Origin of the sequence: Paenibacillus sonchi, from assembly GCF_016772475.1 — a bacterium.
In the GTDB taxonomy this organism is placed as follows: Bacteria; Bacillota; Bacilli; order Paenibacillales; family Paenibacillaceae; genus Paenibacillus_AQ; species Paenibacillus_AQ sonchi.
The window spans coordinates 5,150,666-5,164,852 of record NZ_CP068595.1 but is presented as its reverse complement, the minus strand read 5'-3'; the positions used below and the strand labels follow the sequence as shown (position 1 = coordinate 5,164,852).

Sequence of the window (14,187 nt, the reverse complement as noted above, 5' to 3'; positions counted from 1 at the left end):
TTTCCTTTCAAGCAGCGCCTATCGATAGGTGCTTTTTAATAACCGATTATAAATGATATATGCAGCTTACACAATATGTGATTGTAAAGTAGAGGCATTTGGAAAAAAATATCGGCTGTCAGGAAGCCCCGAGACGTTTGGCCAGCTCGCCGAGATCCTGGCCCTTAAGCGCTCCTTCTACGAGTGCGGGCAGCAGGGCCGGCGTACAGGCGAAGCAAGGTGTACCGTCACGGGACAGCTGTCCGGCCAGCCGTTCATCATAGGAGGGTTTGCCTTCATCTGACAGCGCCAGCAGCGTCATCGTGCGGACACCCGATTCGCGCAGCCCGCGCATCCGCCGGACCAGCCCGGCCTGATTGCCATTCTCATACAGATCCGAGACGATAATAAACAGCGTCTTCTTCGGTTCTTCAATGAACTGCTCGCAGTACTTCACCGATTTGTGGATATCCGTTCCCCCGCCAAGCTGAATCCCGAAAAGCATATCCACCGGATCATTCGCACACTGCTCAGTCAAATCCACGACTTCCGTATCGAAGACCACTACACGGGTGTTCAGCGCCGGAATGCTGGCGAAGATGGAACCGATGACCGAGGCCCAGATAATCGAGCTGGCCATCGATCCGCTCTGGTCAATATCAACAATAACGGTCCATTCCTTGCTCCGGCGCGCCCGGTCAAAATAATAAAACCGCTCAGGAATAATCAACCGCCGCTCCTGGTTATAATGCTTGAGGTTCCGCTGGATGGTCAGCTTCCAGTCCAGCCCGCTGAGGGACGGCAGCGGAGAATGCTGCCGCTTGTTCAGCGCCCCGGTAACGGCGCGGCGGATATCGGTCTCCAGCAGCTTGACCAGGTCATCCACCAGCGCCTTAACCAGCATTCTTGCGGTGTCTTTGGTCTTCTCCGGGATTTTGCCCTTCAGTGACAGAAGCGTGCCTACCAGCTGGATATCCGGCTTCACCGCCGCCAGCAGCTCCGGCTCAAACAGCAGCTGCTTCCAGCCCCGGCGTTCCATCGCATCGCTCTGGATAATCGATACCACATCTTCAGGGAAGTAGCTGCGCACATCGCCAAGCCATTTGGAGAGATGCACGGCGGCATGGCCGGTCCCTGCCCCTTTGCCTCTGCCGCCAGAAGAATTGCCGGAGCTGCTTCCCCCGCCTGTCTCATCATAGATGGCGGCAAGCGCTGAATCCATGATCATTTCCTCTTGAGTCAGACGGAGCTGTCCGCCTTCGCTATAGCCTGCAAGCGAGGCTTCGGCTTCCTGGCCCAGAATCAGCCGCCAACGGGTCACTGTGCTCTCTTGCTTGTAGTCGCTTCTCATCTACAAATCCCCGAAGTCAAAATCATTCAAATCGTCCAGCATCTTGACTTCCTCCTCCTTCAGTTCTCCGGTAAGAATCTCTGCTGCCTGCTCCGTATCCACCCCCCACAGCTCGCCGAGCAGCTCGGAGATCATCGTTTTCTCCCTTGGCGAGAAGGTACCGAACGCCCTGCGCAGAAATACCAGCGCCCGCTTGAATTCATCATCCTCCAGCGCATTGATATAATCGTTAAGCTGCTCCCAGAGGCTCATTCTGGACAGCAGTCCATACCGGTTGCGCATCGACAGGCCCTCAAACCAGCCCGCCCCGAGATCCGCCGGGATGCCGGGAGACAAGCGGCGCGAGACTTCGGATGCAACCTCTTCAGCAGAGACCGCTCCACGCTCCATCAGAATGGCACAGGCGAACCCGGACAGCCGCGGGTTGCGGTCATCCCGCTCTGACAGATGCAGCAATTCCTGCAGCCACAGCGCTTCATCCACCGTTTCGCTGTGGTCCAGCGAGATGGCGTTCAGCTCGTTCATCGCCACAATCATCTGGCCGGCGGCCTCGTCATTGCAGCCGCTGGCATCCGGCAGGAACAGGCAGCCGCGCCGGAACAGCTCCTCCAGCAGCGGCGTGAGCGGCAAGGTGTCCACCCTGCGGATGTCACCAAAGCCGATGATCGTTGCCAGCTCACGGGCAGCAGCGGCAATGCCGACTACATCGCGGCTGTCGACAGCCAGCCCCTGCAGCACCCGGCTGGCCTCCTCCATCTGCGCCGTCATTCCGCACTCGCAGGCGATCCGGATAAGCACCGAGGCCTCAGCGATGGAACGGCAGGCCTGCAGCTTCTCGCGCAGCATATACGCAGCAGCAACTTCAATGGTCTCTCCAAGCAGTGTCGATTCGACGACCTGGATCTCCACCTCCGGCGACCACTGGATGATCCAGTATTCCGCCCAGGTCGCCGCGTCTTGCCCGCTGGGCCTGTTCTTGGCAAAAGTAATGCCCAGCAGCTTCAGCCTATGGAATAACATCGACCGGTTCAGGTCCAGATAGGCGGCTTCCTCGCTGGACACTCTGCGGTTCTCGCGAAGATCGAGCGGCAGCTCGGTGGCTACCGTCGATTTGTACTTCTCCAGCTTATATCGCTTGAGCAGCCGGTTCAGATCGTCCTGGATGGGGGTCTGGCTGACGCCATCGGCCAGATGGCCGATGGCTGTCCCCACATCCACCCTCGCCAGGGCGTCGGCGATCACGGACAGCTCGCCGTGGCCCAGCAGCGTCTGCGCGGCGTCCCGTAAATCGCGCAGAGTAGGCGCGCTCCCGCCGTGCAGCGCAGCCAGCGACTCCGCCAGCCGCACCGCCTCGATCACCTCGGCGGTAGAGCGGTGAGTCCCGCTGCTGCGCAGATGGCTTGCCACCGTAGACAGATAGAGATGCGCCAGCTCCTCCGGCCTTCCGGCCGCCATCGTCTCCCACATCATCTCAAAGTACTGCGGAGCTCCATTCCCCGCTCCGTAGCCTGACATGGTGGAGAGCTTGTAGTAGGAATACGGCATCAGCGTCAGCTTGGTGCTGCGCGAAGGCAGACCTTCCAGCTCCTTGTCGTTCAGAACATCAGATAGATCGGCAAGTGCAGAGGCATGGTACGCTCCGCAGATGACCACAATTTTGTCCGGCGCATGACCGGCTGCAATGGTCTCCCGGATCTGCCGCCGCATATAGGCTTCGCGCAGTGCATTATACGCATGCTCCTTCGGCTGCTCTTGCTGCTCTCTGCTCTCGGAGAGCAGGCGCATTTCGGCGGAGAACGAAAGAATGGCCGCGCGGTACGCTCCGGCATTCGCGTTATGCTCGTAATTGCGTTCCCAATACATATCGTAGTCATGCTCGCCGGCAAGCCGGGCAATCCGGCTGTACACTGATTCCTGTTCCTTATCCCCTTCTGTGAAAGGCCCGCCCGCCTCATCTGCTTCAGGCTTCACTTCTTCCCGCCCGGAAATGCCATCCCGCCGCATAGCATCCTGCAGGCTTAATGTTACCGAGGAAGGAAGATCAATAAACGCCGCCTCCGCCCCGTTGTCCCTGGCCCATTTCATGCCCTGATATTCCGGTGAATAGACCGCTAACGGCCACAGGGCTGTACGTACCGGCAAATCCTCCGTGAAAGCCAAGATGGCTACCGGAGGTTTCGTAGAGCGATGCGTCAAATGGCGGATTTCATCCGTGGCATCGCTTGGGCCTTCGATCAGCACCGCCGTCGGCTGAAGCTCATTCAGGTATTCCAGCAGATGCTTCGCGCCGCCCGGAGACAGGTGCCGCACTCCGAAAATATGTACCCCGGCTTCAGCAGTCGCTTTCACTCGTTCATCTCCTTACAGGCCTGGTAGAGACCGCGCCATTCCGCTCCTTTTTCTTCATCACATTATCCAGATATTCCTTCCAGACCAGCTTGTCTTTGTCGTCATCCTTGACAACTGCCCCTTGAAGCCCGGCGGCAAGGTCGCGGTCCGTCAGCTCGCCGTCCCCGAAGCTGGCGGCAAGCGCCATGCTGTTCGTCAGCAGCGAGATGGCCTCGGCGGTGGAGATGACCCCTGCGGGAGTCTTCACCTTCTCCTTCTTGTCCAGCGTCATGCCGCTGCGCAGCTCGCGGAAGATCGTCACAACCTTAAGCAGCGCCTCATCCGCCGGAACGGCTGCCCCCAGATTATAGGACGATGCAATCTCTGCGACCCGCTTCTTCACGATGGACAGCTCGGTTTCGATATCCGTAGGTGCAGGCAGCACTATAATATTGAAGCGCCGCTTTAGTGCAGCCGACATTTCATTAACTCCGCGGTCTCTGGTATTGGCGGTGGCAATGATGGAGAAGCCCTTGCGTGCCCCTGCCTCCTTGCCAAGCTCCGGCACAGAGATGGTCTTCTCGGAAAGAATGGAGATCAGCGCATCCTGCACTTCAGAGGCGCAACGCGAAATCTCTTCAAACCGGGCAATTCCGCCGTCCTCCATAGCCCGCATGATCGGGCTTTTGACCAGCGCTTCCGGGGTAGGACCATTCGCCAGGAGCATGGCATAATTCCAGGAATAGCGCACATGCTCTTCACTGGTACCGGCCGTGCCCTGCACAACATGTCCCGAATTGCCGTAGATGGCCGCCGCCAGATTCTCCGACAGCCAGGATTTGGCCGTACCCGGCTCGCCGATCAGCAGCAGCGCCCGGTCTGTGACCAGTGTGGCGACCGCCATCTCGATCAGGCGCGTGTTGCCGATGTATTTGGGTGTTATGACCTTTTTGCCGGCTTTGCCGCCTGCGATAAAAGTCAGCACGGCACGCGGAGACATCTGCCAGCCAGCCGGGATATTGCCTTTGTCCTCCTTGCGCAGCGCCTCCAGTTCCTCCCGGTATAATACCTCTGCCGGCAGCCGCATATAATCCTTAAGCTGTTCTTGTTCCGTTGTCATGGACACCTCTCCTTTGCTCAAATCATTCTTCATTTATATTTATGCCTGACTCTTAAGCTGATGGACCACATATTCCAGCTGGGCCCGGCTCTCGTAATATCTTTGATTTGGAATAACTGCTTCCAGCCGGCCGCTGTAGCTTGCCGGAAAACGCAGCATTTGCTGGAACAGAATATAATCAAATCTGTAGGGAAGATAGCTCTTTCCATTCTCCAGCACGGATATCAGCAGTTCATGCAGTTCAAGGTCCGGCATGCCCGAACGTGCAAGACCCGTGAATATATTCGGAAAAAAGTCATAATTTCTCTGATTATGCTGCCAGTCCTTCTGCTCACTCAGCTTGTTCAGCAGATAGCGGCGGGCTTCTTGATGACCAGGACGGGCAAAAGCGCATACCAGTTCCGGCACATCCCTATGAATGAACAAATCCAGCCAGCGCGGGTCCCAGGCTGCCGCAATTTTCTCAGGAGCAAGCATTGCCGTTTCACGGTACTGCCGCTCTCTCTGCGGGTCCCAGGCTGCTTCATACCATACTTCCTCCGCTTGCATAACCTGCTCTTTGATCGTATCCATAAGCAGTTTGTTCCGCCGGGCAGAATCCTTGGTGACGACAGCCTTCAGCTTGTTAATCACCGTGCCGCCAAATTGCTTGTACAGCTCCTCCGGTGACATCAGCTGCTGTGCTGCCCGGAAATAATGGGGGAAATAGCGGGAGTCGAGTTGTTCCAGCTGCTGCAGCTCCCCAAAGGCCGCTTCCGTACCCGCTCTCTGTTTGTACCAAGCCGCTTCATTAATTACAGCTGTGAAGCCCAGGGACGCAAAGCGCCCATGATCCTGGATCACATAGCTGTATAGCTCATCCAGCAGCGGATTCTGCAGCCCGGATAACACGTTCGTAAACGGCCGGATATTGTTCCACAGCTGTTCCGCCTTTTTCTTGTCCTCGTTCTTCTGCGGTAATTCACGCAGCTCCTGCATATATAGAGCGGACAGCCTCTCCACGAGCGGAGCGGAAGAACAATGCACCAGAGCATCCGCTGCCAGCTCCCGGTCCTTCTTCCCTGCAAAAGCTTCAAACAGCCGGTCCTCGCCCTGTGATGATCCGCCTGTCGCCAGCGCTTTATACGCCGCCTCACGGATGACTTTTTTCTTGTCTTTGCTCCACTCCAGCAGATTCGGGAGGTATGCGTCATGCCCTCCGAGGCATTCGATCGCCGCTGCCCGGATATCGTCGCTGCCGTCTTCAGCCGCCTTGAAGATCTTTTCGAGCACTTCCGTTCCGCCTGCCTTGGCGATGACCTTCAGCTTGCGGACTTCGCTCTTGCCGCCCGTCAGATTAAGGCCTTCAATCAAGTATCCGGTGATGGCAGGACCATATGCAGGAAGAATATTGTTCATGGCAAACTCGGCGATCTCTGAATAGGGATCATTCAAGGCTGCAATAGCCAGCGGAAGCAGGCGCAGATCCTGAAACATGCCATCCTTAAAGGCTTCAATTACAATCTCATACCTGCCGCTGCCTGTTGTGGTCAAGGCCTGCCGCACTGCGGCCAGCTCCCTGTACGGGAGCTTGGTGTCGAGAGTGAAGTTTCGGCTGCGAAGCTCACCGGGAGCTTCATCAGGTGTGCTGACCCCTTGGGTATACAGCACCGATTCCAACAGCAGCGTCAGCTCCTGCAGCCGCACTGCGGCAGGTGCTCCGTCACCTGCACCCGGTTCCACCAGAGAGGTGATGCCCTCTCCGAGCCGTTTGAAGACTGCCGCCCGCTCACCGAGCTGCTGAAACTGCGGAAGCAGCCGTTTCAGGCGGAAATCTCCGGCAGCCAGTTCACTGCCGGCGATATATAGTCTTCTGACTTCTTGATGTAGCTCTTGCAATAATGCTGTACTCATGGGCTGTCCTCCTATAGGAATATATAAGAACGTATACGTATGTGCATGCTAGTACAGAAGCCGGGTAATGGCTCCGTCTTGGATAATGGTCAAAGGCTGGGCAACCAGCCGCCCCTGATCCAGAAGATGCTCGAACATCACCAGCACGCAGCAGTCCTTCATTGCAGAAGCAGGCAGGAACGGCAGCAGCTCAAGCGTCCCCTGGGGCAGCGAAGGAATGTCGTCCAGCACCAGCTGGACTCCGGCATCATCAGTGAGCACATACTGGCCGCTCCCCGTCACTCCCAGACTGGCCGCATGCAGCAGCATGACAGGCGTTTTATCGCTGAGCGGATTTTTCAACTGATTTTTGACCTTCTTAAGCGCTTCTGCATATGAACGGTTTGCACTTGCCGCAACCCGCTCCAGGTCTTTAGCTTCGACAGCCCTTGATGTCATTTCTTCATACCGGACCCGGACATTCATATCGCCGGGGTAGGTGTACAGAAGCGGAATCCGCGCCAGATCAAAAAAGCTGTCTTCCTCCCGCATCAGCTTTGCAGCCTTATAAGGACGATAGTTGACAGTCCGGTGAATCGCACCGCTTGCCGTCTCCAGCCAATAGCCAAGATCCACGAACTCCTGACGGGCCGGATCATCGTAGCTGTAGAATGCCAGCTGCAGAAGTTCAACAGATTCCTTGACCAGACCATACTCTTTCAGCTCAGACAGCTGCCAGGCATGCCCCAGCCATTCGTCGATGGTGGATTCATGATCGAGGGCAAGCTCAGGGTCCCCGGCTCTTGTGGTCAAATAGACCCGGGCTTTCTTGATAAAAGCATGAAGCCTTGTCAACTGCTCCATGGCATATGTATAACTCACTTCCCGGTTTTCTCCCTTGCCCAGAAGCAGGGCGAAGCGGCGAAGCTGTGTCTGCGCTCCCGATAAATAGTAGTTGCCCATCTGCTTTACATGCTCTTGAACGGTTTTGAGCGTTTTGCTGTCGATGGTGGACAAGCCGCCGCGGATCAGAGACAGCACCAGCTTTTCCAGGAGGTCCAGACCTTCGAGCTGTGCGTTTATTTTTTTCTTCAGGGCAGATTTGTTGACCTTCTTGGGCTTGCTCTCTGCGCCTCCGGCAGCTTGCTTGGCTTTGTTTTCTTCCCGTTTTTCCGCTTTTTCGCGTTTGGAGGAAATATCCTCGGGGACAGGCGCAGGAGTGAAAGCCTGTCCTTCCACGTAGGCATAGAGCAGGCCTAATGCGTGCTTGCAGGGAAATTGCCGGCTGGGACAGGTGCAGCGGAACACCGGGTTATCCGGTGAAATAAAATCTACGGAGCACTCGTAAGGGGTTTTCCCGCTCCCGGCGCATTGTCCAAAGAGCAGTTCTCCATTCTCAGAGGTATGCAGCCGGATGAAGCTCTTCTTGCGCACCAGGCCCTGGCCGTTCTTGATGGCGGCCGCATTGGGTGCGAGCGAATCTACATAGGATGTTGTAAGTTCAGGCAAACTAGGTTTCCTCCCGACTATATTAGGTGAAAAGCGCACATGCCTCTCATTACCCAAATCCGGGGATAAGATCACATGTTTGCATTTATCTTAGCAAAAATGCTCTCTGGTTCCAATCCGGCGGATGCTCAGGTGGGAAAAACAGGAATAAAGTCTTGTAAAGGGAATTGTCTTGACAACATCTGATAGTTTCCACTGGAAATAAATCACCAAAGTAACCCGGAGCTTGCTGGAGAATAATAATTTCCGCAACAAAAAGTTCGAGGAGGAATCCCTAAATGAGAAAATTGTCTGCTGCAATAATGTCATTTGATTATTATTTTCACGAAACTGGACGGTGAACTATGACTCTTATGAAAAGAAGCTGTCTCATATCTGCTGTTATTTTTCTGTTAGTATCCTTTCAATTTTCCTCTGAGAGGGCTGCGGCAGATCCAAACGGATCAGATCATGAGCTGAAATCAGAGCTTGAAAATATCTATGCTGAAAGAGCCAAAATACTCATTAATGGCAACACTGGCCGTTTGGAGAAACGTTATCTTATGGAACAGGCCTTAAGTAAAAATGCCTTCCGGCATGAACGCAATAGAACCGAATATATGAATACATGGGCGGACAAGCGGAATATCAAATTAATCCATGCCGACAGCAGCATCCGGATCATCCGCCGGACCATCAGCGGAGATACCGCCAAAGTGTCTCTGGTGCAATCCCTCAAAATCGCCTATGTATACAACAAAAAAATTATCCCCGAGCAATTCTTCGGCGTCGGCACAAGGCATTTCATGACCTTGAAGAAAAGTAACGGGAATTGGAAAATCGCCCGCGAATGGTATTTGGACCCGCTGGATGAGAACCCCAGCAAAATCGCGGAAAAACCAAAGGGAGCAGCTCCTTCAGTCAAATCCAAATCCGATCAAGATGAGGACAAGAACTTCAATCGCACCCGGGCCGTCGCATATGCCAATAAATATGCCGGAGCAGCATGGGGGGCTGGAAATCAGCATCACTATAATAAAAAATACCTGGATTATACCGGCAAAGGCGGGGACTGCACAAATTTTGCCTCACAGGTGATTGGGGACCCTGAAGAGGGCGGAGGTTTGCAAATGAAAGGCGGCTGGCGGTATTTCTATAAATCCGGCGGCACTCAGACCTGGGTACATACCGATTCCCTCAGCAGATTTCTCTTAAGGTCAGGATACGGAAAATTGATTGCCAAGGGCAATTATCAGCAGATTATGTGCCCTTCGAATAAATATCCCGGAGGGGCCGTTTCAGAGCTTCAGCCCGGGGATTTAGTAGGTTATATCCTGCGGCACGATGATACTGACCATTTCTCCGTGATTGTCGGATTTGATGATTCCGGTTATCCGCTCGTCAATTCCCACACCGCCGACCGTTATCGTGTCCCTTTTGATCTGGGCTGGGACGAAGATACCAAATACCAGCTTTTTCACATTAAAGGCTGAATAAATCAGGCTTGTCAGCATAACAGAAAATCATTGTCATAAAATAATCCATATGATATTGGTGTTATGCTGGAGGACATATGAATGGTTCCCGCCTGTTAAGACAATCTGCAATCAGAGCTTTTGCTTTGTTTATCGTGAAGCTCATCGGATTGACCGGCCGTGTGATCTTGACAAGAATTGTGGGTGCAGAAGGAATTGGTCTCTATCAAATCGCCTATTCCTTTTACGGATTTGTGCTAATGTTCACAGGGGGATTGCCGACAACCTTGGCTATGGCAAGCGCTAAAAAACCTGCCCAAAGCTGGAGTCTGCTAAAAATAATATCGCTTGGTGTTATTTTATTCGGAGGAATTGTCAGTCTGGCGGTTTTTTGGCATGCTCTGGCTATCTCCAGGTTTCTTGGCAATCCCGGCCTGGAATATTCAATCCGGAGTCTCGCTCCTTCACTGTTTGCCGTGCCGCTATTGGGATTGGTAAGGGGATATTTGCAGGGTCACAAACAAATTGGGGTTATCGCGCTGTCTGAGATCATCGAGCAGGCTTCCAGAATTTTTTTCATGCTCCTGATCGTCTGGCATGTCCTGCCCCTTGGGATCAACCGCGCTATAGGTTCAGGGCTTTATGGCACTTTTATAGGCGCATTATCCGCCTTTTCCTTGCTCACTGTCTATATTTCTGTAAATAAAACAAGCCTCCCTTACAGCACCAGTTATTCAGTCCAGTCTCTTCCCATCTTTTGGTTCATTCAATCTTCACTTATGATCTCTGCAACTCGGCTGATCATTCCCGCCTCCGAATTTATAGACGCTGTGCTTATCCCCAACCGGCTGCTTGCAGCGGGCTACAGTACTTCTGAAGCGACCTCCATGTATGGAGTGATTTACGGAATGGCCGTCATTGTGGCCTATGCGCCCACCCTTCTGACCGGAGCCTTGTGCCACACCCTGTCCGTGCAAATTGCGGCGGAGTGGCAGCAGGGAAATACGCAGAGATTTAATAGTCTTTCCGCTACAGCCTTCAAAGTATGCTGGTTATGGGGAATTGCAACAGCGTTATTTCTAAAGGGTAATGCCCCGGAATTATCGTTATTTATTTTCAATACGGAAACAGCCGGACCGGCAATCAAATATTTAGCAGCCATCCCCCTGTTGGTAGGCTTCCGCGAAATCTCCACCAGTATTTTGTGGTCGCAGGATATCAGGAAAAGTCCATTTTATGGACTCCTTACAGGAATCATCTGCGCCACTTCTGCCCAATATTTTCTGGTGGGAATTCCCGGTTTCGGCTATAAAGGTGCCGCAATTGCTATACTTTTACTGGAAGCCGTTGCTTCTTTATGGAACTTGCAGGCTTTACGTTTCAAGATAGATCAGCTAAGCACCATCTTATTTGGCCTGCTATGTGATCTCATTGTTCTATCTGTCGCGTTGTTCGGAGTCAGGCAGTTATCGCAATCTTTTCCTGGAACGCCAGCGGGCTTTGGGAGATTTCTGTTTGCAGCCCTCTTGTATTTTCTTGTTGCAGGATTTTATATGTATCTTCGCTGCATGCGGAAAAGAAAATAAATCACAGGGGCTGATATCCGCTGGTCACTTAAACCAGCCCTTCTCCTTAAAGCGGGTAATGGCCTCTATCCGGTTGCCGACATCCAGCTTGTCAAGAATGACCGAAATATAGTTGCGCACGGTTCCGGTTGTGATATACAGCTGGCTGGCGATCTCCTTCGTATTTTTGCCGTCGGCGATCAGCCCCAGCACTTCCTTCTCCCGCTGGGTCAAAGGATTGGCTTCACCGCTGTAAGCCTCATCCATCAGCTCGGGAGCATAAAGCCGTTTGCCGGACATCACGCTGCGGATCGAGAGGGCAAGCTCCTCGCTCGGACTGTCTTTCAGGAGATAGGCATCCACTCCGGCCTTAACGGCGCGTTCAAAATACCCCGCACGGGCAAAGGTGGTCAGAATCATGATTTTACAGCCTGAATCCTTCAGGGCTTCAGCGGCTTCGAGGCCGCTCATGGCCGGCATTTCAATATCCATGATGCAAATATCCGGCTGATGCTGCTGCACCAGCTTGACGGCCTCCTCCCCGTTCGCCGCCCGGCCTACAACCTTCATATCATCCTCCAGGTCGAGCAGGGAGGCGAGAGCCCCCAGCAGCATGCGCTGATCCTCAGCGATTACAATTTTGATCATAGCCCCTTTACCTCCTTCAGTTCCGGCTGCTTAAAAACATTTGGCACTCTAATGATGAGCGTTGTACCTTTGTCCTGCAGCACATCCATACTGCCGTTCACAAATTCAAGCCGTTCCCGCATCCCCTGCAGCCCGTGCCCCTTGTCATACAGATTGCTTCCCTCAATCCCGGTACCATTATCTTTGACCTTGATCAGCAGATCCGTCCGCGAGGGTTCAATCAGCACCTGGCAGAGTGTCGCACCGCTGTGCTTCACTACATTGGTAACGGCCTCCTTCAGGCACATGCTCAGCACGTTTTCTGTGATTAACGAGGTATTAACAAGCTTCGGGTTGCCCTCCAGCTGGAACTCAATCTCTGCCGCCTCCAGCAATTGCCGGATCCGGATCAGCTCATCCTCCAGGCGGATTCCGCGCATTTGCGTAACCATCTCCCTGACTTCCTTGAGCGCACTTCTCGCGGTCTGCCGGACATCGTTAATTTCAACCGCAGCCTGCGCCGGATTTTTGTGGATCAATTTGCCGGCCAGATCGCTTTTGAGGCCGATGAGCGACAGCTTCTGTCCCAGCGTATCATGCAGATCCCGGGCAATCCGCTGCCGTTCCTCCATAATAACCAGCTCGGAGATCCGTTTGTTGGCATCCTCCAGCTGCCCCTGCAGCTTGTCCTGATTGTTGCGGTTGTAGGTGGTCGCAGGCAGCAGCACTACAGCGATCATGCTCACCAGCACGAACGGAAGCTGCGAAATGAAAACCCGGTTACCTGTAATCATCTCATAATTGATCGCAGCAATGGTCGTCAACAGATGAATCGAATACAGCGTGAAAAAACCGGCTCTTTTCTGAATATTCCCGATAAAAAAAGCAATAAATAACGCAAAATACATATACCCGAACAGCAGCGTCATTGTGATCGAGACAAGGATCTGTACAGTGGTCCAGAAATAAACCACCCAGCCTCTGGATTTGAACGAGAGGACGTAACAGGCAAAAAATACAGCAACCATCACAATTCCATATACCCACTGGTTTTGGTCCACTGAGGCGGAACGGAAGATGAAATAAAACGGCAAAATGTAAAAAACAACCCATACATAAGGGCTGAGACCCGTACTTTTATGAAAAATATGATGCCACTTCTGCATGTCAGCCATCCTTTTGCCAGCAAGATTGTACCCTCATTTTAGCATAAACCCTTCAAGTTCCCGCAATATCCCGCAAAAAGAAAAAGAGCAGCGTCGGCATTGGCGTTCTCCGGCTGCTTCTTTCTCCAACCCTATATTACTCGCTTTGGAACCCGGGTTTGATCATCTTCAGACCATCCGCTGCCGGCTTCGGCTGCTTCATTCTGGCCTTGATTTCCTTGAAGCCGACGAACCCCTTGTTCTCTTCATCCCATAAGCGGAAATGCAGCGCCTTCAGACTGGTTCCGATGGTAATGGTCGTGGCATGCTTCAGCGGTTCAGAGGCATTATGTGCCAGCTCCAGATTATAGTTCGGCACCTTCGGGCTCAAATGATGGACATGGTGGAAGCCGATATTGCCCGTAATCCATTGCAGCAGCTTGGGCAGCTTGTAATATGAGCTTCCTTCTACTGCCGCTGATACATAACTCCATTCCTCTTCATGCTCGAAGTAAGAATCCTCGAACTGATGCTGCACATAGAACAGCCAGATGCCGAGGCAGCCTGATACAAATACGACCGGCAGCTGCACCAGCAGAAAAGCCTGCCAGCCCATCGCCCAGATCAGCGTACTGTAAAGTAGCGCAATGGATACATTCGTCAAGTACGTATTCATCCGTTCCTTGCGTCTTGCGCCTCTGGCATTGAAGCGGTATTGAATCAGGAAGACGGCGATCGGGCCGACTCCGAACATAATCAGCGGGTTGCGGTAGATGCGGTAGTACAGCCGTTTCAACGGCTTTGCGGCTATATATTCCTCTACAGTCATAATCCAGATATCCCCGATCCCCCGCTTGTCGAGGTTGCTGCTCCCGGCATGATGGATGGAATGGCTGTGCTTCCACTGGCGGTATGGGACAAGCGTCAAGACACCCGTGAGGGTGCCGATGATATCATTGGCTTTGCGGTTGTTGAAGAACGAGCCATGGCAGCAGTCATGGAAAATTATAAAGGTACGGATCACAAACCCCGCAGCGGGGACCGCGAACAGAAGCGTAAGTCCGTAGGATACCTGCAGGCTGAAATAAGCAGCCATCCATAGAACCACAAGCGGAACAAGTGTATTGATTAATTGTCTAATGCTTGCACCCTGGTTTGTTTTTTCAAAGGGAGCCATGCTTTTTTTCAGGCTGGAGAGCTGGGATGTCTGGCGGGTAGTCATCTTCTTCATTTCCTC

The 14,187-nt window shown here is 53.3% G+C and carries 9 protein-coding genes and 1 pseudogene; 2 read left to right on the top strand and 8 right to left on the bottom strand.

All coding sequences use genetic code 11. The features are described 5' to 3' along the window. Positions 1–118: 118 nt before the first annotated feature. The 5 genes and pseudogenes from JI735_RS23015 to JI735_RS22995 form a co-directional block, all read right to left on the bottom strand. Positions 119–1,330 (bottom strand): VWA domain-containing protein, encoded by a 1,212-nt coding sequence (locus tag JI735_RS23015; RefSeq protein WP_039839200.1) that lies wholly within the window; start codon positions 1,328–1,330, stop codon positions 119–121. Beyond that, positions 1,331–3,679: a DUF5682 family protein gene (locus tag JI735_RS23010; RefSeq protein ID WP_202676478.1), complete on the bottom strand. Its 2,349-nt coding sequence runs from the start codon at positions 3,677–3,679 to the stop codon at positions 1,331–1,333. Beyond that, positions 3,676–4,778: pseudogene (locus JI735_RS23005) on the bottom strand (AAA family ATPase). The gene JI735_RS23010 and the pseudogene JI735_RS23005 overlap by 4 nt, the downstream one beginning before the upstream one ends. Positions 4,779–4,817: 39 nt before the next feature. Continuing rightward, positions 4,818–6,671: a HEAT repeat domain-containing protein gene (locus JI735_RS23000; protein WP_039839215.1), complete on the bottom strand. Its 1,854-nt coding sequence runs from the start codon at positions 6,669–6,671 to the stop codon at positions 4,818–4,820. A 48-nt stretch (positions 6,672–6,719) separates the two neighbouring features. Then, the gene (locus JI735_RS22995) at positions 6,720–8,159 is read right to left on the bottom strand and encodes an SWIM zinc finger family protein (RefSeq protein ID WP_039839217.1); all 1,440 of its coding nucleotides are present in this window, start codon (positions 8,157–8,159) and stop codon (positions 6,720–6,722) included. Between the two features lie 542 nt (positions 8,160–8,701). Between JI735_RS22995 and JI735_RS22990 the strand changes: the two genes are divergently transcribed. After that, positions 8,702–9,631 (top strand): amidase domain-containing protein, encoded by a 930-nt coding sequence (locus tag JI735_RS22990; RefSeq protein ID WP_233476019.1) that lies wholly within the window; start codon positions 8,702–8,704, stop codon positions 9,629–9,631. An 80-nt stretch (positions 9,632–9,711) separates the two neighbouring features. Continuing rightward, the gene (locus JI735_RS22985) at positions 9,712–11,199 is read left to right on the top strand and encodes an oligosaccharide flippase family protein (protein ID WP_039839221.1); all 1,488 of its coding nucleotides are present in this window, start codon (positions 9,712–9,714) and stop codon (positions 11,197–11,199) included. Positions 11,200–11,223: 24 nt separating this feature from the next. Here JI735_RS22985 and JI735_RS22980 read toward each other — a convergent pair whose 3' ends face one another. From JI735_RS22980 to desA, 3 genes are all read right to left on the bottom strand, one after another. After that, positions 11,224–11,826, bottom strand: a complete 603-nt coding sequence (locus tag JI735_RS22980; RefSeq protein WP_020433992.1) for a response regulator transcription factor — start codon at positions 11,824–11,826, stop codon at positions 11,224–11,226. After that, positions 11,823–12,971, bottom strand: a complete 1,149-nt coding sequence (locus JI735_RS22975) for a sensor histidine kinase (protein ID WP_039839223.1) — start codon at positions 12,969–12,971, stop codon at positions 11,823–11,825. Before JI735_RS22975 ends, JI735_RS22980 begins: the two co-directional genes overlap by 4 nt. 136 nt (positions 12,972–13,107) lie before the next feature. After that, complete coding sequence (gene desA, locus JI735_RS22970; RefSeq protein ID WP_039839225.1) at positions 13,108–14,172, bottom strand: Delta(5) desaturase DesA; 1,065 nt, start codon at positions 14,170–14,172, stop codon at positions 13,108–13,110. Positions 14,173–14,187: the final 15 nt, after the last annotated feature.

Coding starts and splice junctions, on each gene's coding strand:
- JI735_RS23015 (WP_039839200.1), bottom strand. CDS start 1,330: ATGAGAAGCGACTACAAGCAAGAGAGCACAGTGACCCGTTGGCGGCTG.
- JI735_RS23000 (WP_039839215.1), bottom strand. CDS start 6,671: ATGAGTACAGCATTATTGCAAGAGCTACATCAAGAAGTCAGAAGACTA.
- JI735_RS22990 (WP_233476019.1), top strand. CDS start 8,702: ATGGAACAGGCCTTAAGTAAAAATGCCTTCCGGCATGAACGCAATAGA.
- JI735_RS22985 (WP_039839221.1), top strand. CDS start 9,712: ATGAATGGTTCCCGCCTGTTAAGACAATCTGCAATCAGAGCTTTTGCT.
- JI735_RS22980 (WP_020433992.1), bottom strand. CDS start 11,826: ATGATCAAAATTGTAATCGCTGAGGATCAGCGCATGCTGCTGGGGGCT.
- JI735_RS22975 (WP_039839223.1), bottom strand. CDS start 12,971: ATGCAGAAGTGGCATCATATTTTTCATAAAAGTACGGGTCTCAGCCCT.
- desA (WP_039839225.1), bottom strand. CDS start 14,172: ATGACTACCCGCCAGACATCCCAGCTCTCCAGCCTGAAAAAAAGCATG.